The sequence below is a fragment of the Bacteroides congonensis genome, from assembly GCF_900130125.1.
GTDB classification, from domain to species: domain Bacteria; phylum Bacteroidota; class Bacteroidia; order Bacteroidales; family Bacteroidaceae; genus Bacteroides; species Bacteroides congonensis.
The window spans coordinates 1,664,832-1,683,551 of sequence record NZ_FQXY01000011.1; the positions used below are offsets into that span (position 1 = coordinate 1,664,832).

The 18,720-nt window shown below is 44.5% G+C and carries 18 protein-coding genes and 1 pseudogene; 3 read left to right on the top strand and 16 right to left on the bottom strand.

The window, feature by feature from the left end:
• Positions 1 to 45: 45 nt before the first annotated feature.
• Positions 46 to 894, bottom strand: coding sequence for a 50S ribosomal protein L11 methyltransferase (gene prmA / locus BQ7997_RS24020; protein WP_073348331.1), 849 nt, complete (start codon positions 892 to 894; stop codon positions 46 to 48).
• 152 nt (positions 895 to 1,046) lie between these two features.
• Between prmA and BQ7997_RS24025 the strand changes: the two genes are divergently transcribed.
• Together BQ7997_RS24025 and BQ7997_RS24030 are read left to right on the top strand one after the other, a co-directional pair.
• On the top strand, positions 1,047 to 2,372 hold the full coding sequence (locus BQ7997_RS24025; RefSeq protein ID WP_073348332.1) for a hypothetical protein: 1,326 nt from the start codon (positions 1,047 to 1,049) through the stop codon (positions 2,370 to 2,372).
• 39 nt (positions 2,373 to 2,411) lie between these two features.
• Positions 2,412 to 4,064, top strand: a complete 1,653-nt coding sequence (locus BQ7997_RS24030) for an OmpP1/FadL family transporter (RefSeq protein ID WP_073348333.1) — start codon at positions 2,412 to 2,414, stop codon at positions 4,062 to 4,064.
• A gap of 118 nt (positions 4,065 to 4,182) precedes the next feature.
• Here BQ7997_RS24030 and BQ7997_RS24035 read toward each other — a convergent pair whose 3' ends face one another.
• The 12 genes and pseudogenes from BQ7997_RS24035 to BQ7997_RS24085 all read right to left on the bottom strand — a co-directional run.
• Entirely contained in the window at positions 4,183 to 4,986 is an 804-nt protein-coding gene (locus BQ7997_RS24035) for a fimbrillin family protein (protein WP_073348334.1), read from the bottom strand.
• A gap of 44 nt (positions 4,987 to 5,030) precedes the next feature.
• Complete coding sequence (locus BQ7997_RS24040) at positions 5,031 to 5,501, bottom strand: nucleoside deaminase (RefSeq protein WP_073348335.1); 471 nt, start codon at positions 5,499 to 5,501, stop codon at positions 5,031 to 5,033.
• A gap of 153 nt (positions 5,502 to 5,654) precedes the next feature.
• Positions 5,655 to 6,641, bottom strand: a complete 987-nt coding sequence (locus BQ7997_RS24045) for a Gfo/Idh/MocA family protein (RefSeq protein WP_022138096.1) — start codon at positions 6,639 to 6,641, stop codon at positions 5,655 to 5,657.
• Between the two features lie 70 nt (positions 6,642 to 6,711).
• Positions 6,712 to 7,548 carry a transporter substrate-binding domain-containing protein gene (locus BQ7997_RS24050; RefSeq protein WP_073348336.1) on the bottom strand — a complete coding sequence of 279 codons (837 nt, stop codon included), beginning with the start codon at positions 7,546 to 7,548 and terminating at the stop codon, positions 6,712 to 6,714.
• 17 nt (positions 7,549 to 7,565) lie between these two features.
• Positions 7,566 to 9,614, bottom strand: coding sequence for a putative porin (locus tag BQ7997_RS24055; protein WP_073348337.1), 2,049 nt, complete (start codon positions 9,612 to 9,614; stop codon positions 7,566 to 7,568).
• A 121-nt stretch (positions 9,615 to 9,735) separates the two neighbouring features.
• On the bottom strand, positions 9,736 to 10,278 hold the full coding sequence (locus BQ7997_RS24060) for a 2-oxoacid:acceptor oxidoreductase family protein (RefSeq protein ID WP_022138093.1): 543 nt from the start codon (positions 10,276 to 10,278) through the stop codon (positions 9,736 to 9,738).
• Positions 10,279 to 10,298: 20 nt separating this feature from the next.
• Positions 10,299 to 11,063: a thiamine pyrophosphate-dependent enzyme gene (locus BQ7997_RS24065; RefSeq protein WP_044653655.1), complete on the bottom strand. Its 765-nt coding sequence runs from the start codon at positions 11,061 to 11,063 to the stop codon at positions 10,299 to 10,301.
• Positions 11,064 to 11,075: 12 nt separating this feature from the next.
• Positions 11,076 to 11,249: a hypothetical protein gene (locus tag BQ7997_RS25760; protein ID WP_097677857.1), complete on the bottom strand. Its 174-nt coding sequence runs from the start codon at positions 11,247 to 11,249 to the stop codon at positions 11,076 to 11,078.
• 7 nt (positions 11,250 to 11,256) lie between these two features.
• Positions 11,257 to 12,339, bottom strand: a complete 1,083-nt coding sequence (locus BQ7997_RS24070; protein WP_044653656.1) for a 3-methyl-2-oxobutanoate dehydrogenase subunit VorB — start codon at positions 12,337 to 12,339, stop codon at positions 11,257 to 11,259.
• Between the two features lie 11 nt (positions 12,340 to 12,350).
• Positions 12,351 to 12,578 (bottom strand): 4Fe-4S dicluster domain-containing protein, encoded by a 228-nt coding sequence (locus tag BQ7997_RS24075; RefSeq protein ID WP_004297419.1) that lies wholly within the window; start codon positions 12,576 to 12,578, stop codon positions 12,351 to 12,353.
• A 73-nt stretch (positions 12,579 to 12,651) separates the two neighbouring features.
• Positions 12,652 to 12,933, bottom strand: coding sequence for a tetratricopeptide repeat protein (locus BQ7997_RS24080; protein WP_044653122.1), 282 nt, complete (start codon positions 12,931 to 12,933; stop codon positions 12,652 to 12,654).
• A 110-nt stretch (positions 12,934 to 13,043) separates the two neighbouring features.
• Positions 13,044 to 13,289, bottom strand: a pseudogene (locus BQ7997_RS24085) (PD-(D/E)XK nuclease domain-containing protein); the annotation flags it as partial.
• A gap of 447 nt (positions 13,290 to 13,736) precedes the next feature.
• On the opposite strand from BQ7997_RS24085, the gene BQ7997_RS24095 reads away from it, so the two are divergent.
• Complete coding sequence (locus BQ7997_RS24095; protein WP_073348339.1) at positions 13,737 to 14,216, top strand: DUF456 domain-containing protein; 480 nt, start codon at positions 13,737 to 13,739, stop codon at positions 14,214 to 14,216.
• Positions 14,217 to 14,537: 321 nt separating this feature from the next.
• Here BQ7997_RS24095 and rpiB read toward each other — a convergent pair whose 3' ends face one another.
• The 3 genes from rpiB to BQ7997_RS24110 form a co-directional block, all read right to left on the bottom strand.
• Positions 14,538 to 14,972, bottom strand: a complete 435-nt coding sequence (gene rpiB / locus BQ7997_RS24100) for a ribose 5-phosphate isomerase B (RefSeq protein ID WP_044656153.1) — start codon at positions 14,970 to 14,972, stop codon at positions 14,538 to 14,540.
• On the bottom strand, positions 14,972 to 16,981 hold the full coding sequence (locus BQ7997_RS24105; protein WP_073348340.1) for a transketolase family protein: 2,010 nt from the start codon (positions 16,979 to 16,981) through the stop codon (positions 14,972 to 14,974). The genes rpiB and BQ7997_RS24105 overlap by 1 nt, the downstream gene beginning before the upstream one ends.
• A gap of 142 nt (positions 16,982 to 17,123) precedes the next feature.
• Positions 17,124 to 18,668, bottom strand: coding sequence for an alpha-N-arabinofuranosidase (locus BQ7997_RS24110; RefSeq protein WP_073348341.1), 1,545 nt, complete (start codon positions 18,666 to 18,668; stop codon positions 17,124 to 17,126).
• Between the last annotated feature and the right edge of the window lie 52 nt (positions 18,669 to 18,720).

The window sequence follows — 18,720 nt, forward strand, 5'->3', positions numbered from 1 at the left end:
TTTGACACCCTTTCTTCTTTTGGGATTCTATAATGAAAAGAACTATCAGGCTTTATAAATAAACTTCACCTCTGCCCAACGATTCTTCTCTTTATAGTGGACAAAAGTCAATCCATTCTTTTCCGCTTCCTCACGGATTACTGTGATATCATCCACATAGAATCCGCTCATATACAGTTCAGACCCCGGATGCATACATGCGACATATTGTTTCATGTCATTCAACAGGATATTCCGGTTGATATTGGCAATAATGACATCGAACGGCCCTTTTCCGGCGAGGGACGAAGCGTCTCCTTGAGAAACTGCAATGTCATCTACATGATTCAGTTCAATATTCTCGATGGAGTTTCGTACGCACCATTCGTCAATGTCGATAGCTGTACACGGGCGTGCACCTCTCATTCGTGCGAGGATGGCAAGAATCGAAGTTCCACAGCCCATATCGAGCAGTGATTTATCTTTCAGTCCGCTATCCAGCAACTCCTCGATGATGAGACTTGTCGTTTCATGATGTCCTGTCCCGAAAGCCATTTGCGGGTTGATAACAATATCATATTCCGCTTTGGGAACATCTTGATGGAAAGTGCTGTGAATCACGCATCGGTCGCCGATAATAATCGGCTGAAAGAAATTCTTTTCCCATTCCTCGTTCCAGTCCTTATCTTCTGCTTCTACATAGGTATAGGTAATTTCCGTATCGGGCAGGGGAAACTCGGTGATTACACTCTTGATAGCGGCTTCGTCACATAATGATTGTTGGATATATGCGGTCAGTCCGCTTTCACATTCAACAAAACTCTCAAATCCGACTTCGCCGAGCACGGCAGCCAGTACGTCATTAACTGTTTCAGTGCAGGGATTGGTATGGAATGTGAACTCAAAATACTTCATAGTTGTTTTATTTTCTAGTAAATAATGTGCAAAGATAGTTAGAAATAGGGATTTCCCTATTATCCTTTGGGGAAAATCTCCCCCGGACGAAAAATCTCTTCCTTATCTTTGTAACGTGAATAAGTTTAAGTAATTACATAAACCGAGATGATATGAAAAAGATTGTTTACTTCTTGCTATTTGCCTTGTGCCTCCCGATAGGCTTGATGGCACAAAGCGTTGATGACGACCTTTACTTCGTACCTTCCAAGGACAAGCAGGAGAAGAAAGAAACTCCAGTCCGGAAGAAACCGAAGAAACAGGTGACCAACATCTATACTTCACCGGGGACTACCGTAGTTGTTCAAGACCGCAAGGGCAGAACACGGGACGTGGATGAATATAACCGCCGTTACGATGCACGTGAAAATGAATTCGTAATGGATAATGATACCTTATACATAAAAGAAAAATCTAATCCGGATTTGGACGGAGAATGGGTGACCGGCGAATTCAATGGTACGCAAGACGATTATGAATACGCTGAACGTATCATCCGTTTCCGTAATCCGCGTTTCGCAATCAGTATCAGCAGTCCGCTCTACTGGGACGTAGTTTACGGACCGAACTCTTGGGACTGGAACGTATATACTGACGGTATGTATGCTTATGCGTTCCCAACGTTCAGCAACCCGCTTTGGTGGGACTGGCGTTATAACTCTTACGGTTGGGGATGGAACTATGGCTGGGGATGGAATCGTCCTTACTATTCTTGGGGCTACTCTCCGGGTTATTGGGGCGGCTGGTATGGCGGCTACTGGGGTGGCTGGTATGGCGGCGGTGGCTATTGGGGACATCATCACCATTGGCACGGTGGTCCTAGCTGGGGCTGGGGCGGTGGTGGAAACCATTGGGCACGCAACACCTATACGAATCGTCGTTCTTATGGCTACAATAATTTCTCTTCTTCACGAAGAAGTGGCTCAAACTCAGACCGTAGATCGGCAATAAGTACAGACCGTCGTAGCTCATCAGGTTCTTATACCGGCAGAACTGTTGGTACAAGACGTGAAGCAACCCGCGTTAGTACCGGACGTACCGGAGTAACTACTCGCAGTGACGCTTCTTCTACTCGTAGAAGTAGTAACTATACACGTCCGAGCAGTACACGTAGTTCCTCTACTTACAATAGTAATCGTGAAGGCTCCGTTCGTCGTAGTGCTTCGTCTCCTTCACGGTCATCATCGTCTTCATCATATGGAACTACAAGAAGATCTTCTTCTACTTATAATAGAGGGACTTCAACTAGTAGTCCGTCTACTAGAAGCAGTAGTAGAAGCTCTAGCCGTTCTTATGATAGTGGCAGCCGTTCTTCTTCTCGTAGCAGCTATTCACCAAGTAGCAGTAGTAGCTCTCGTTCCAGTGGCAGCTATTCAGGTGGTGGATCTTCACGCTCTAGTGGTGGCGGTGGCGGATCTAGCAGAAGCGGAAGAAGATAATAAACACTATATATTAACTCTGTAATATAAGACAACGTTATGAAAAAGATAATCGCAGTTGCTTGCGCCTTGTGTTTTGTCGCAGGTGTCAACGCACAGACAATATATGATGCAGCGAAGTTGTCAGAGCGAGACTTGAATGGAACCGCCCGTTTTGTAGGTATGGGCGGGGCGATGGGCGCTTTGGGTGGTGATATTTCTACAATGGGAACTAACCCTGCCGGTATCGGTATTTATCGTAGTAATGACATCATGACCTCTTTCAGCTATTCTGCTTACGGTACGGAGAGCAAATACCTGGGGCAGACTTTTAATAATGATAAGAACCAGTGGTCGTTTGATAACATAGGCTTTGTGTTCGCTTCCAAGATTGGAAATCAGACAGCATTGCGTTATGTGAACTTCGGTTTTAATTATAAGCGCACCAAGTCTTTTTATAAGAATATGACAATGGGCGGATTGATGGGAGTCGTAGATGATAAGATTTTTGTATCTCAGGTTAATCAGATGGGGCAACAGGCTACAGATGCTGTATGGTACAACAAAGAAAACTACAACTTTAACGGTGCTGATGCTTATGGTAACAATCGGCTTGGATGGTTAGGAATCATGGGTTACCAAGGATTTTTGACAAACTCAATTCGGGAAGATGGTTATGATAGATATGATCCGGTAGTCCCGGATGAGGCTGAGGCTTATTTCAACTCCAATGAAAAAGGGGGAATCAGTCAGTATGACTTTAACGTTGCATTAAATGTCAATGATCGTGTCTATTTAGGATTGACGATTGGTGCATATGACGTAAATTATAAGAAAACGACCTTATATGATGAAGATTATGGGAATGGTGAGGGTTACGAATTAGCTTCATACAATCGGATAAAAGGTTCAGGAGTAGATGTTAAGTTTGGTGCTATTTTCCGTCCGTTCGAGTCTTCTCCTTTCCGCATTGGTTTTGCGGTACATACGCCAACATTTTATAATTTGACGTATGAGAATGGTGCAAGTATGACGTCAGATGTTTATTTGAAAGAAGTACAGGATGGTGACAACACATTTAAAGTACGTGACGATAAACCTACTGAAGGTGCTCTTACAACAAGGGAGTCTTTTGATGCCAATGGTGGAAGAAGAATAGAACAGGATTTCCGTTTGTCTACTCCGTGGAGATTTAATGCGAGTTTGGGGTATACAGTTGGAACTTCTTTGGCATTGGGAGCTGAGTACGAATATGAAGATTATTCATCTATGAAGTTTAAATATCCTGAAGGAGATGAAATGGTAGATCAGAATAACACGATTAAAGACTTCATGAAAGGTGTTCACACATTCCGTATCGGTGCTGAGTATAAAGTAATACCTGAGTTTGCCTTCCGTTTAGGTTATAATTACAGTACTACTGCTTTTAAAGAAGATGATGCTTATAAATGGATACCGGCTAACTCTACTTTGACAGATACAGACTTTGCAAATTCCCAGTCGCATAGTAATTATACACTCGGAATAGGATATCGTGGAAAGACTTTTTATGCTGACTTAGCTTATCAATATTCTATGTATAAAGAGAAGTTCTATCCATTCTATAATGACTTGGAGACTGCACCCGGAGTTTGGGAGATAGTCACTCCGCAAGCAACCAAAGTAACCAATACCCGTAGTCAAGTACTATTAACCCTAGGTTTGCGCTTCTAATCTAACAAAGACAGTTTTCAATTTCAATAATAACTTTTGTGTGTAAAAAATCCCTGGAATGCTGAGTGTCTACAGCGGTTCCGGGGATTTTTATTAGTATCACTTTTATTTTTTTGTTTTATCTGCGCAATGGAGTCCGTTCGTCAATAATACCGCGACCTCTGTAAAGGCTGATGGCAATAGGAGTATCGGGAGTCAACTCGATATCCTCATCCACGATAATAGGTTCTTCCTTATCATCTACGATAACCGTTCCTATCGTCTCGCCGGCCTTAATCCGTTGCGGGAGCAAGTTAGTCAGGATACCTTCCGATATTTTCCGGATGTCGATGTATTCGGGTTTTGCATTATTGTCCGCTTCGATTTTACCATTGAACAGGTCTTGTACACCTTTGTTCTTCAGGAAAAGCTTGACGATTGCATTGCCTTCATACGGTTGTCTTTTCTCATCAAGCAGGATAACGGGCACCGTCATTCGCTTGAATTTAAGAGCAACGTTCTTGGAACCTTTGGCAGCTTGTGCCATTCCGAACAAATACTCTTTACCACCTGTAATCCCACGATAACGGCTACCGAACGAACGCGTAGCAACATCATCGGACAATTCGGGATAATGAGCATAAAAAGTAACAGCTTCCGCATCCGTGTCTATCGCGTCCCAGGCAGGGTTCTCCATACCTATGGTAAACGGTAGATAATCCTGTTCGGAAGCAGACATCGAGATTACATCTCCATCCGAAAAACTGCTTTTTGCAGGAAGAGAAAGAGTGCTGCTGCTACGTGTAAGAGCATCAGTGATACTTTCATTGTCGATAGAAGCAGAAAAGCTGAAAGCTTTCTTGCCGGGTTCTTGTTGTTCATCTTGTTGTTGACAACCGAGCAGGCATGACGCCGCTAAAAAAAAGAGAAGGGTTTTCTTCATGTGAGGGGTAAATTAATAGGTTAATAATAGTGAGAGGTTTACATTTAATATTCTATCTTGTCTTCTTTGGCCGCCCAGGCTTTGAAGGCAGTAAGGGCTTCATTGTGTAGTAAGATTTCAGAGGGGAGTTTTCTGTTTTCAGGTTTAAGTTCCAGTTCGTCATAAATAAAAGAGTCATCAAAACCGATTTCTTTGGCATCCGTCTTATTGTTGCCATAATACATTTTGTCCAGTCGTGCCCAATAGATGGCACCCAAACACATCGGACAAGGTTCGCAGGAAGTATATATTTCATATCCGCTAAGGTTGAAAGTTCCGAGCTTCGCAGCCGCGGCACGTATGGCACTCACTTCAGCGTGAGCAGTAGGGTCACAGGATGCCGTAACACGGTTCACACCCGTTGCAACTATTTCCCCCTCTTTTGTAGCAATCACAGCGCCGAAAGGGCCACCACCATTTTCAATGTTCTCCTTGGAAAGCTCGATTGCTTTCCGCATTAATTCTTCTTTTGTCATAGCACAAAAAATATATTGTTAGTTTTATTCTAATCACTTCTTTTACAAAGATAGAAAAAACTAACAATATACAATGGAGTGTTTCTATTAATTTTTTACCAGTACCTATTATTCGAAATGGAAAAAGGCTTTGGGTATGGCTATATGCCAGATTTAGAGTTTGCCAAGAATCTTGTCCATCACCCAGTTGGTCAGCGTGGCGCTTTCACCGTCGCAGGAGCAAACTGACTGACCCAACAAATGGTCTACCACTGCCTGGATAAGCGGCTGTTGCACATGTTCAGGATTACCGATGCAGATTTCTTCGCGTCCCTTTTCGGTATGCAGTCCGATAGGCTCGTAAGTAAAGACAGAGAAACAAATCATTCCCTTGTCGCCGATAATCTCTATACGGTCTTCGCGGGCGGAATCATGGGCGACGAAGCACCACGAACCGCTACCTACCAATCCGTTGTCGAACTGGAAGCAGGCGCTCAATGTATCTTCGGCGGGATAGAGTCCGCCACGATTGCTCTTGTAGCCGCTGGCTTCGAGGATACAACCGAACATATCCTGCAATAAATCTATCTGATGCGGGGCAAGGTCATAGAAGTAACCACCTCCGGCAATATCCGCTTGTACGCGCCAGGGAAGATTATCACGATTGTAATCCAAATCGCGCGGCGGCTGGGCAAAACGAATCTGTACATTGATAACATTACCGATAGTCCCATTTTCTACCAGTTCCTTTACTTTTTGAAAATAAGGAAGATAACGCCGATAATATGCGACGAAGCAGGGGACACCCGTTTCTTTGGATATGCGGTTGATGCGGGTACATTCTTCATAAGTGACGGCCATCGGCTTTTCGATATAGGCCGGCTTGCCTGCTTTCATGGACATGATTGCATAAGTGGCGTGTGAAGAAGGGGGAGTAGCGATATAAATAGCATTTACTTCCGGGTCGTCTATCAACTCCTGTGCGTCATCATACCATTTCTTGATACCTCTCTCTTTGGCATAAGCCTTCGCCTTCGCACCGTCACGGCTCATTACTGCCACGACTTCCGAATGGTCTACTTTTTGGAAAGCAGGGCCACTTTTTGTTTTCGTAACTTCTCCGCAACCGATGAAGCCCCATTTAATGATCTTTTCACTCATAATGTTATTACCTATTGTGCCTGTTTTAAACAAACCCCAAAGATAAAGCTATTTTTTGTCAAGAGCAACTTTATCGGGTATAGTATTTCTTGTAAATCTTTTGATATTCCTCTTTCTTTTGGAATGCATCCAGCCATGTATTCAAACTATCGAGTAAGACGGGTGATTGTTTGCTGACTGCCCATGAGTAGAACTGCGTAAAGCTGATTGCCGTATTAATATCAATTTGCGGCAAAGAATCTGCAACCGCTTGTGCGATGCTTTCGTCACAAACGGCGTAGTCGATGTCTCCATGAGCTACCATCGAAATCAATTGCTCGGGGCCGTATTTCTCTATCTCCTTTATATAGATAGTGTCTCCGATTTCATTTCCCAGGTTTTGGATGCGTAGAATGGAAGGAGAGCCTTTCACTACATGAAGGGTTCGTTGCGCTAAGTCCAACTGGCTGTGAATATAAAGTGAATCGTCTTCTCCGGTTTCTTTCCGCTGCACCAGCACTTGCTTGTTGAGTACGATGGGAGAGGTGAGAAGCAGGGAATCTTTTAGCGCGCTGGTGGCTAATATACCGAAAGCGATGACATCATAACGCCCTTCGCTTAGTCCTTTCAGACGTTCGTCGAAACTCATAATGGGAGTTATCCTGGCTTCCAGTCCCTTATCACGGGCAAATGCTTCAATCAGTTCATAATGAAAACCGGAAATGGTGTCACCATCTACATAGAAACTGATGGAATTGTATTCGGTTGCTACACGCAATATCCCTTCTTTGGCAATGGCGGCGTAGTCACGCGGGTGTCCCGACGGCTTTTCCTCTTTGCCGCATTGGCGGACAGAAAAAAGGATTGCCAGTACAAGGATTACAGGTATTAAATATCTGAACAGTCTCAGTTTGGGGCGTGTCTCCATAAGCCATAAAGGTTTAGTTAATCATAGAAATTCCATGAAAGGCCGAATTTCAGTACTCTGGGGTTGATAGGGTAGTGAGGTGACAGGAAGTAATTCGGTCTGCTCATACCCTGGTTCACATGATACATCATCACATAGAAACGTGTACGCTTTAAATGCAGGTTTGCGTAAACATTCACAATTGGATAACCGCCAATCTCTACCTGATCTTCTGTCGGTTGCAGATGGAAGTTCTGAATGGCAGGCATATAGGCAGGGGCATTGTATTTGGTAAAGTACCGCACATCTGCACCCAACTGTACGCTAAGTACCTTCTTCGCCAGTTTGAACTGCATATAGAAATTGTGATATAAGGAAAGGTCGGGCAGAGGAAGCACCGTCTGGTCACTGGACTTTTGCCAGGTTACTTCATTGTCCAGATGGAATATTCCCACCTTGAAGTCTTGTGTTAAACTGGCGGATAATACTTGCAGGCTTCCGCTTTTCTGTTCGGGTGTTGCCTGTTGGTTGAAGTAAGTATAGTTCTTGATGTTTTCAACTCCTGCTTTCAGCCGTGTTCTCCAACGGGCGATACTTAATTCCCCCTCGATACGGGTGCGGAATTCTTTGTCCATATCATTGTCCCACAAGAAATGTTTGGAGTGATAATGGCGCATATAGAAAGGCGCAAGTTTATTGCTGACTTCACCACGGGCTATAAAACTGACCGTGTCTTTCCATAAAGGGAAGTTGAAGTCAATATCTCCTTTCACGTTGAACTGTCCGATAGCTTTTCCTGCCAGTCCCACTTCACCGATGGCATGATAATGAAGGAAGTTTCCTTCACGTTTGGATAATTCACCGCCCACAAATATTTCGTTCTCGTTATATTTGTCGGGAGATGGACTGCCATTCATATTCATGAGTGTGTACTTGCTGACCTTGTAGGAAGCAAATGCGGTCAGTCCGGCTTTGGCATATTTGTTGAATCCTTCCAATAAAGCAATACCTAAGGTGTTCTTGATTCCTATATACGTGGTACTGTCTCTGACAGTCGGGCTTTCCGGGTCTAAATATGTATTCTGATAATAGCCTTTATCTACTTGGTCATTCGAATTAAAACCGTGCCGCGCACGCTCTACCTGAATGGTATGTATGAAGCTGGTAACCGGTACAAATTCCTGTTTGGCGGGAGTGGTATCATTTTCAGCCTGCACAATATCGCGTTTGAATCCCAAATTGTAGCGTTGGGTCAGGAATACATAAAAATCGTGATTACGATTGGTTGTTGCGTTTAGTTTGGTCGGGATGTTGGTTGATTCATATTCCCTTTGTCCTTCCGCCATTTCTTCGGGAGCTGTGATATATCTGTCATCAGTAATACCGCCGTTTTCGTTTGTCTTCAGGTAGTTGTTGCTGTATATGGCTTGCATCTGATATTTGTCGCCAATGTAACTACCGAAAAAGGCGGCATTGAAGTATGCCGTATTCTGATTATTGTAATATCCCCGTCCGTACAGGTAGTCTATATTAAAACCGAAAGCCAGTCTCTTGTTGACATTGACAGAGAAGTATGATTTGAAACGTTCTTCACCGTTTACTTTATTCCCCGCTTTATGATAGGTAAGATTGGTGTAGGGTACGTTACTGTTTGTAAAATTGAATTCCGTAGGACGGATAAAGAAACTGGAGAAAGGCTCCATGAAAATGGTCGGTTCCGGGTCGCGGCGGTCAAAGAAGATACGCGACATACGGGGAGAACCCATATTACCCAGATAATTATAATGTCCGGTCAGTCCGTCTGTAAGGTTCGTGTTCTGGAAATGATGGTAGGCGGTATCTGCCGGAATGATAGTCCGGTCGCCCAACTGATTTTTGATACGCCACATATATAATGTAGGCGGTAACCCCTGCACTTCGACATTTGCACTATCCAGTCTGTCCGGAATCATGGCAGGGTCTACCTGATTACCATATTGGTCGTATCCGTTCTCGTCCACTCTTTGTCGACCATTATCGAACTGTGCACGGACAGTTGTCAAACCTATAACGGAAAGCAGTATATATAATAGTAAGATTCGTCTCATAATTGGGGACAAAGATACTTACTTTTATTGATTTAATGATAATGGATAATTGAAAATTATGTTGCATACGCACTATACGTAGCTAATAATTATCAATTATCCATTGTACATTATCTGTTAATTAAACCTCACGGATTAACTCCATACCTTTCTTGATGGCTTCCTCATTCATAGGTATCAAGTGGTGGTGGCGTTCAGGCAGGGTTTTCTTCAGTCCTTTGATGACATTTTCCAACGTAACAATCGGGCGGAGCTTCAATAAACCGCCAAGCACAATCATGTTGAATGCCTTGGCATTATTCATTTCGTTGGCTGCGTCCATTGCGTCGATGCGGTATACTTTGATGTCCTTGCGGGTAGGCGGGTTGATAATTCCGTAACCGTCATAAATAAGGATACCGCCGGGCTTCACTTTGCTTTCAAACTTCTCGAGTGAAGGCTGGTTCAGAATGATGGCACTGTCATATTTACTAAGAATCGGCGAGGATATCTTGTCATCGCTTACAATGACCGTAACGTTGGCCGTTCCGCCACGTTGCTCAGGGCCGTAAGCCGGCATCCAGCTAACTTCCTTGCCTTCCATCAAACCGGAATAAGCCAGAATCTTACCCATAGACAATACGCCTTGTCCACCGAATCCTGCTATAATTATTTCTTCTTTCATTGTTCTGTTGACTTTTAGCGTTATTCTTTATCTTTTAAATCACCCAGCGGATAGAACGGGAACATATGTTCTTCCATCCATTTGTTCGATTTTTCAGGAGTCATCTTCCAACCTGAACTACAAGTTGAAACGATTTCTACCAAGTTAGAACCTTTACCGCTCATGGAATTTTCAAAAGCCTTGCGGATTGCTTTCTTTGCCTTGCGGATAGCCGGTACGGATTGTACGGACTGGCGGGTTACGTAAGCGGTTCCTTCCAGTTGGGCGGCGATTTCGGTCATCTTCAACGGATAGCCGTGCAGTTCTACGTCACGTCCGTAAGGACAAGTGGAACTTTTCATGCCTACGAGGGTAGTCGGAGCCATCTGACCGCCGGTCATACCATAGATAGCATTATTGATAAAGATAATCGTGATATTTTCGCCACGGTTCAAAGCGTGTATGGTTTCGGCTGTACCGATACAAGCCAAGTCACCATCACCCTGGTATGTGAATACCAGACGATCAGGCCACAGGCGTTTCACGGCAGTTGCCACAGCGGGGGCACGTCCGTGTGCTGCTTCCTGCCAGTCAATGTCCAGATAGTTATAGGCGAAAACTGCGCATCCTACCGGCGAGATTCCCACCGTCTTATCTTCCATGCCCATCTCCTCTATCACTTCGGCAATGAGCTTGTGTACCACGCCGTGACTGCAACCCGGGCAGTAGTGCATGGCGTTATCGTTCATCAGAGTCGGTTTTTTGTAAACCAGATTCTCGGGCTTGATTATTTCTTCTTTAGTCATAACTTCATCTCCTTATCTGTTGGTGAACCGTATAAAAAACTCCATCAGCTTGACAAAGATTGCCGCGCCGCATACGTAGATAAACATTTTGAAATCATCTCGCGCTACGAAGTAGGTGATGATGGCTGCCACAGCCAATATTATAAAAAGGATGTTCAGTACGTTTCTTATTTTATCGGGATTCATCGTTTCGTTATTTGATTATTTTTTCTTCCAAAGCAGTTACAATCTCATCCGGGTCGGGGACAATGCCACCGAGACGTCCGAAATGTTCTACCTTAATTTTACCGTTCACAGCCAGGCGGACATCTTCAATCATCTGTCCCGCGTTCAGTTCCGTAACAAGCATGCCTTTCACCTTTTCAGCGTATGCGGCAATCGCTTTTGTCGGGAACGGCCACAGTGTAATCGGACGAAGGATACCTACTTTGATACCTTTCTCACGAGCGAGTTCCATTGCTTTCTGACCGATACGTGCCATTGAACCAAAGGCAATAATCAGATATTCTGCGTCTTCGCAGTTTATTTCTTCGAAGCGTACTTCGTTTTCTTCAATTTCGCGGTATTTGGCCTGGAAACGCAGATTGTTGATTTCCATCGCTTCCGGTTTCAATTCAAGAGAAGTGATAATGTTCGGTTTGCGGCCTTTCGCTTTTCCGGTAGTAGCCCACGGGCATTGTGCAATCACTTCTTCTTCCGTGCGGCGTGGTTTCTGCGCGGGAAGAACTACTTTTTCCATCATCTGTCCGATAACACCATCGGAAAGGATGATAGCCGGGTTACGGTATTTGAAAGCCAGTTCGAAGCCGAGTGCCACGAAATCCGCCATTTCCTGCACGGATGCCGGAGCGAGGGCAATCAGCCGGTAGTCACCGTGACCGCCGCCTTTTACTGTCTGGAAGTAGTCGGCCTGGCTCGGTTGGATAGTTCCCAGTCCGGGGCCGCCGCGCATCACGTTCACAATCAGACAAGGAAGTTCGGCGCCGGCGATGTAAGAGATACCTTCCTGTTTCAAGCTTACACCGGGGCTTGAAGATGATGTCAGTACCATCTTTCCGCTACCTGCGCCACCATATACCATATTGATAGCTGCCACTTCACTTTCTGCCTGAAGCACTACCATGCCGGTTGTTTCCCAGGGTTTCAGTTCGGCAAGCGTTTCCAACACTTCCGATTGGGGAGTAATAGGATAACCGAAGTACCCGTCCGCACCGCAACGGATGGCTGCGTGGGCGATGGCTTCGTTTCCTTTCATTAATACAACTTCTTCTGCCATATTCTTTTCTTTTATTCTACTTTTACTTTATACACTGAGATACATCCGTCGGGACAAACCGTTGCGCACGAGCTGCATCCGTTGCAGGTATCTTCTTTCACTTGCCAGGCATAGTTATAGCCTTTCATATTCACCTCTTTATTGAGGGCGATTACATCGAGCGGACACGCCACTACACACAGGTTGCATCCTTTGCAACGCTCCGTGTCGACTACGATTGCTCCTTTGATTTTTGCCATAATCTTTATTTTATTACGTTATCTTTGAGTACGGTTATTGATTATACATCTCTTTATTGGTTGAATCTGTTCTTTACTGGTTGAACATATCCTTGTTGTAGAAGTTAAGGATATCTATCACCATCTTCCTGGCCTGAACGGCAGGACTGTCGGGATTGATTTCGATAGCATACTGGTAGTTGTCCAGCGCCCGTTTCCAATCTCCTTTTTTCCGGTAGGCATTTCCCCGTAAATAATAAAGGGCATCTTTCTCTTTTTCGACAGAAGTGTCCTGGAGAAGCTGATCCAATTGCTTGATCGCTGTGTCCACGTCCCCCTGATTGATAAGCTCTTTTAGGTTGTCTATTTGCTCCATTTCTTTCGTCTTTCGGGATTCTGAAACGCAAAGATAGTTTTTATTTGTGTAAATGGGGCAAACGTGGACGGAAATTTGCATCGTTTTGAGTTTATTGCATATTACTTCTTTTATATCTCTTCCGTCAGCGCCAGTTCCCAACTGCGCCATACAACGGTAATCAGTTTCAATCCCCCTTTCCCGCGAGTTTCCGCCACGCATTCATCCTTGCTGTAACGAATCAACTGCTCCCGCGCGTCATCGGCAAGCGTCCTTATTTCCTTATCCGACGCACCGGCTTTCGCATACTTCACTTCCAACAGATACGTGTACGGTGGCAATACGGGTACTGCCGGACTGGGTTTGAAGAAGAAATTATTCTCTTTATATAATATTTTATTAGATGAAAAAAGCGTGTATTTGAGGGTGAGCCCCTCACCCTCAAATACACGCTTTTTTTACGATAAAAAGAATAATATTTCGCGCCTGCGCGCGTACATTATTACATAAAAAATCAATTGTAATAAGAAAACTGCCCCCCCCCCCTTGCTTATTTTCCATAATGCGATGTATTTGACGAAATCCCGTTATAGTCGCTTGAACTTTTCGCTATAGCTAATTCCGGTTTCATTATAGCAAATCTTTTTTTCATTATAGCTAATCCGTTTTTCATTATAGCTAATTTTATTTTCGTTATAGCTAACCGGAATCTGTCCTAAAGAGATCCACGGCTCATCGGGATACTTCAAGAAATAATTCCGGATGTTAGCTTGCATTTACTGAAAGATACTGTATTTTTGTGCAGATATTAAAATGTATAGACTATGCTGGACATTATTTTGATTGTGATAAGTGCCCTCTGTTTGATAATCGGGTTGGCCGGTTGTGTACTTCCTATGGTGCCCGGCCCGCCTGTTGCTTATTTAGGACTGGTTATTCTCCATTTCACGGATAAGGTGGAATATACTGCGACGCAATTAATCGTGTGGTTATTGATTGTAGCTGTTTTGCAGGTCTTGGATTATTTTACGCCGATGCTGGGCAGTAAGTATAGTGGTGGCAGTAAATGGGGAAATTGGGGATGTATCATCGGAACTTTGGCCGGACTTCTTTTCTTGCCTTGGGGAATTATTCTCGGGCCTTTCCTCGGAGCAGTGATTGGTGAGTTGCTGGGGAATAAGGAGTTTTCCCAGGCACTCAAATCCGGATTCGGCTCATTGATCGGGTTCATATTGGGAACATTGCTGAAGTTCGTTGTCTGCGGTTATTTCTGTTATCAGTTTATTATAGGTTTTATCCGGTAAGCCTTTTTTGTTGTATAAATTCAAATGTAAGTTACTGAAATGTCTGGTGAGAGTTTATAATAAACTGTAGGCCCGTTTATAATAAACGATGAACCTTTTTATTATAAACTTAAAAAGGGTTTGTGTATAAAGGATAAACAATTTTCAATGAATAAGGAAGGCGGGAAAACGAATGAATGGTTTTAGAAGATTGAAATGGTAAATATATGGTACATATTTCCCGGATATACGATTCAGTTATTCAAAAATAAAGGCAGCTATTTTATTTGATGTTGTACCATCCTATAAATAGCTGCCTTATCTATTTTATCTTTTCAGGCTTTATTTTACCGGAATCTTATCAATACGGTTCTGATGACGGCCACCGTCAAACTTTGTAGAGAAGAACTCTGTCAAAATCATGTCCGCTTCTTCAGTGCTGATGAAGCGTCCCGGCATTACCAGAATGTTGGCGTCATTGTGCTGACGGGCAAGATGTGCAATCTCTGCATTCCAGCAAAGAGCGGCACGAATACCCTGATGTTTGTTCAGCGTCATATTGATTCCGTTTCCGCTGCCGCAGATAGCGATACCGGGATAACATTCACCCGATTCCACTGCAAGGGCTAGCGGATGAGCATAGTCCGGATAGTCTACGCTTGCGGTAGAGTTAGTTCCGAAATCTTTGTAAGCCCAGCCTTTTACTTCCAGCCAGCCACGAACATATTCTTTCAGTTCAAAGCCGGCATGGTCGCATGCTAATCCGATTGTTTTCATTAGAGCATTGCTTTTACTTGGTTATACACGTTCTCGGCAGTAAATCCAAGTTTCTCATCCAATACAGTGTAAGGAGCGGAGAAACCGAAAGATTCCAGTCCCCAAACTTTACCGTGGCAACCTACCAGACCTTGCAGGTTGACAGGCAGACCGGCGGTCATACCGAAGATCTTGGCTGCTGAAGGAAGAATAGATTCCTGATACTCTTTGGACTGGCTGCGGAACAGACCTTCGGACGGAGCAGATACAATACGTACTTTTACACCGTCTTTACGAAGCAATTCTGTGCCGGCTACCAAAGTAGCCACTTCAGAACCGGAAGCTACAAGGATTACATCCGGGTTTTCGTCAGAACCCGCTACGATATAAGCACCTTTGGATGCTTGTTCGTAATCCGTTCCTGAGGGCAAGCTAACGATATTCTGGCGGGAGAAAATCAAGCCTGTCGGAGTAGATGTATTTTCCATGGCAAGTTTCCATGCGATAGTTGTTTCTTCTGCGTCGGCCGGACGAAGTACCAGCATAGAGTTGTGTCCCTTGTGGTTTTTCAGTTTCTCCATCAAGCGGATTTGTGCTTCCTGCTCTACCGGTTCGTGAGTAGGGCCGTCTTCACCTACGCGGAATGCATCGTGTGTCCAGATGAACTTCACGGGTTGTTCCATCAGGGCAGCCATACGTACGGCAGGTTTCATATAGTCAGAGAATACAAAGAAAGTACCGCAAGCTGCGATTACGCCACCATGAAGTGACATACCGATGCAGATACAAGCCATTGACAACTCAGATACGCCGGCCTGGAAGAATGCTCCGCTGAAATCACCTTTCTTGAAAGAATGGGTTTTCTTCAGGAAGCCGTCGGTCTTGTCAGAGTTGGAAAGGTCGGCAGAAGCGACAATCATGTTTTCCACTTGAGTGGCAAGTGCTCCCAATACAGTTGCAGATGCGGCACGTGTTGCGCTGCCTGCTTTCTGTTCGATAGCGGCCCAGTCCACTTTCGGAGCTTTGCCGGAGAAGAATGCTTCCAGTTTGGCAGCCAGTTCAGGGTTCGCTTTTGCCCATGCGGCTTTTGCTGCATATCTTTCAGCTACGATTTTTTTCAGTTCTTCCGCACGTTTAGCATACAATTCGGCTACTTCGGGGAATATAACGAACGGGTTGGTAGGATCACCGCCCAAATTTTTGATTGTATTTACATAAGCGTCACCGCCGAGAGGGGCACCATGTGTAGCGCAGTTAGCTTCATAGCTGCTGCCGTCTGCCTTGCGTGCGCCTTTACCCATTACGGTTTTACCGATAATCAGTGTCGGGCGTTCTTTTTCTGCCTGTGCTTCCTTGATAGCTGCGCGGATTTCGTCCGCATCGTTACCATTGATGGTAAGTACGTTCCATCCCCATGCTTCATATTTCATGGCTGTGTCTTCAACGGTCACATCTTTCGTTTCTGTAGAAAGCTGGATATCGTTGGAGTCATAGAACATAATCAGGTTGTCCAGTCCCAGTGCGCCGGCAATACGTCCGGAACCTTGAGAGATTTCTTCCTGAATACCACCGTCCGAAATGTAAGCATAGATGGTTTGATTCATCACCTCATTGAAACGGGCTTTCAGGAATTTTGCGGCAATCGCGGCACCTACGGCGAAAGTATGTCCCTGTCCCAACGGGCCGGAAGTATTTTCAATGCCACGCATGATATCTACTTCAGGATGTCCCGGAGTAGGGCTTCCCCATTGACGGAATTCTTTCAATTCATCCAACGTGAATTTTCCTGTCAATGCCAGTGTGGAATAAAGCATCGGAGACATATGACCCGGATCGAGGAAGAAACGGTCACGTCCTTCCCAACGTGGGTTTTCGGGGTCGTATACTAGAAACTCGGAGAAGAGTACATTAACAAAATCAGCACCACCCATGGCACCACCCGGGTGACCGGAATTGGCTTTTTCAACCATTGAAGCAGCAAGAATACGGATGTTATCCGCTGCACGATTCATAAGTTTGTTATCGTTCATATCTTTAAAATTTAATGGATTTCTGTCAGATTGCTGGCAAAGATAACTCTTTATGTGGATTTAACAATCCAAAAGTACTATCTTTTTTATTACCATTTTAACAGTCTTCTTGTTTGTGGAACAATAAGTGACATCCCTAAAATTACTGTAACTCTAAAGTAACAATGGACTTAGCGGGAAGTTTTACCTTCATTGTACCTTTATTGATTTTTACCTCTTTGAAAGGTGCCGGTTTTACAATATCAGGATTTTCAAAAGAATTGTAATCGGTCAGGTTTGCAGAGGTCAGGATTTCTCCGACAGCTTTTTTCGCTTTCGTATCTCCCAAATTGATGGTAATTTCCTGTGCGTCGTCAGCATCTACATTGGAGAGTGAAATATGAATGATACCGTTCTTGTCTTTCGAAGCGGTGGCGCTTACCATAGGTACGGTGCGATTATCACGTGCATTTATCTTTTCGCAGTTCAGGTCGATGGGAAGATAGGTGGCATCCTGATGCACTTTGTACATCTTGAATACATAATAGGTGGGAGTAAGCACCATCTCTTTGTCTTTCGTCAGAATCATGGATTGAAGTACATTGACAATCTGTGCGATGTTTGCCATCTTCAGGCGGTCTGTGTATTTGTGGAATACATCAAGGCTCAAAGAAGCTACGAAAGCGTCGCGCATGGTGTTTTGTTGATACAGGTGTCCTCTGATAGTTCCGGGTTCTTCGTCCCACCAAGTTCCCCATTCGTCCAATAAAAGAGCGATTTTCTTTTCCTTGTCGTATTTGTCCATGATGGCGCAATGCTTCTTGAGTACGTTTTCCACTTCCAGGCATTTGCCCATTGTCCAGTAATAATCGTCCTTGTTGAATCGGGTGGCGGAAGTCTTGCTGCCACTCCATCCGGTTACGGTATAATAATGGAGAGAAAGACCTTGCATACGATGTCCTACACGGTTCATCAATACATCTGTCCAGTTGTAGTCGTAGTCGCTCGCACCGCTGGCAATCTTATACAGGCGGTTGCCGTCATAATTGCGGCAATAAGTGGAATAACGGCGGTACAGGTCTGCGTAATATTCCGGACGCATACTTCCACCGCATCCCCAACTTTCATTTCCTACACCGAGATATTTAACTTTCCATGCTTTGTCACGGCCGTTTTTGCGGCGGAGATTTGCCATAGGCGAGTCGCCGTCCGACGTCATGTATTCCACCCATTTGGCAAGTTCCTCTACCGTACCGCTACCTACATTTCCGCTCACGTAAGGTTCGCAACCCAACATTTCGCAGAGATTCAGGAATTCATGTGTACCGAAACTGTTGTCCTCAATCGTTCCGCCCCAGTTATTATTAACCATCTTCGGACGGTCTGCTTTCGGGCCGATACCGTCCATCCAGTGATATTCGTCGGCGAAGCAACCGCCCGGCCAACGGAGAACAGGAACAGCCAAATCCTTTAATGCGTTAAATACGTCCGTACGATAGCCTTTGATATTAGGTATATCCGAATTTTCGCCTACCCAAAGGCCACCATAGATACATGAACCTAGGTGTTCGGCAAACTGACCGTAGATTTCTTTCGGGATGATTTCTTTGCCTTGGTCGGCATGTACGGTGATGGTGGCGCTCTTTTGTGCGGAAAGAGACACGGAAGCTGCCAGAAAGGCCGTGCTGACTAATAGTTTTGCTTTCATAAAATGGTATTTGTTTAAATGATTATATAGATATTTGATGATGTCTTTCTTT

Bases quoted from the DNA above. Each gene is read 5' to 3' on its own strand.
- prmA (WP_073348331.1), bottom strand. From the start codon at position 894: ATGAAGTATTTTGAGTTCACATTCCATACCAATCCCTGCACTGAAACA.
- BQ7997_RS24025 (WP_073348332.1), top strand. From the start codon at position 1,047: ATGAAAAAGATTGTTTACTTCTTGCTATTTGCCTTGTGCCTCCCGATA.
- BQ7997_RS24030 (WP_073348333.1), top strand. From the start codon at position 2,412: ATGAAAAAGATAATCGCAGTTGCTTGCGCCTTGTGTTTTGTCGCAGGT.
- BQ7997_RS24035 (WP_073348334.1), bottom strand. From the start codon at position 4,986: ATGAAGAAAACCCTTCTCTTTTTTTTAGCGGCGTCATGCCTGCTCGGT.
- BQ7997_RS24040 (WP_073348335.1), bottom strand. From the start codon at position 5,501: ATGACAAAAGAAGAATTAATGCGGAAAGCAATCGAGCTTTCCAAGGAG.
- BQ7997_RS24045 (WP_022138096.1), bottom strand. From the start codon at position 6,641: ATGAGTGAAAAGATCATTAAATGGGGCTTCATCGGTTGCGGAGAAGTT.
- BQ7997_RS24050 (WP_073348336.1), bottom strand. From the start codon at position 7,548: ATGGAGACACGCCCCAAACTGAGACTGTTCAGATATTTAATACCTGTA.
- BQ7997_RS24055 (WP_073348337.1), bottom strand. From the start codon at position 9,614: ATGAGACGAATCTTACTATTATATATACTGCTTTCCGTTATAGGTTTG.
- BQ7997_RS24060 (WP_022138093.1), bottom strand. From the start codon at position 10,278: ATGAAAGAAGAAATAATTATAGCAGGATTCGGTGGACAAGGCGTATTG.
- BQ7997_RS24065 (WP_044653655.1), bottom strand. From the start codon at position 11,063: ATGACTAAAGAAGAAATAATCAAGCCCGAGAATCTGGTTTACAAAAAA.
- BQ7997_RS25760 (WP_097677857.1), bottom strand. From the start codon at position 11,249: ATGAATCCCGATAAAATAAGAAACGTACTGAACATCCTTTTTATAATA.
- BQ7997_RS24070 (WP_044653656.1), bottom strand. From the start codon at position 12,339: ATGGCAGAAGAAGTTGTATTAATGAAAGGAAACGAAGCCATCGCCCAC.
- BQ7997_RS24075 (WP_004297419.1), bottom strand. From the start codon at position 12,578: ATGGCAAAAATCAAAGGAGCAATCGTAGTCGACACGGAGCGTTGCAAA.
- BQ7997_RS24080 (WP_044653122.1), bottom strand. From the start codon at position 12,933: ATGGAGCAAATAGACAACCTAAAAGAGCTTATCAATCAGGGGGACGTG.
- BQ7997_RS24095 (WP_073348339.1), top strand. From the start codon at position 13,737: ATGCTGGACATTATTTTGATTGTGATAAGTGCCCTCTGTTTGATAATC.
- rpiB (WP_044656153.1), bottom strand. From the start codon at position 14,972: ATGAAAACAATCGGATTAGCATGCGACCATGCCGGCTTTGAACTGAAA.
- BQ7997_RS24105 (WP_073348340.1), bottom strand. From the start codon at position 16,981: ATGAACGATAACAAACTTATGAATCGTGCAGCGGATAACATCCGTATT.
- BQ7997_RS24110 (WP_073348341.1), bottom strand. From the start codon at position 18,668: ATGAAAGCAAAACTATTAGTCAGCACGGCCTTTCTGGCAGCTTCCGTG.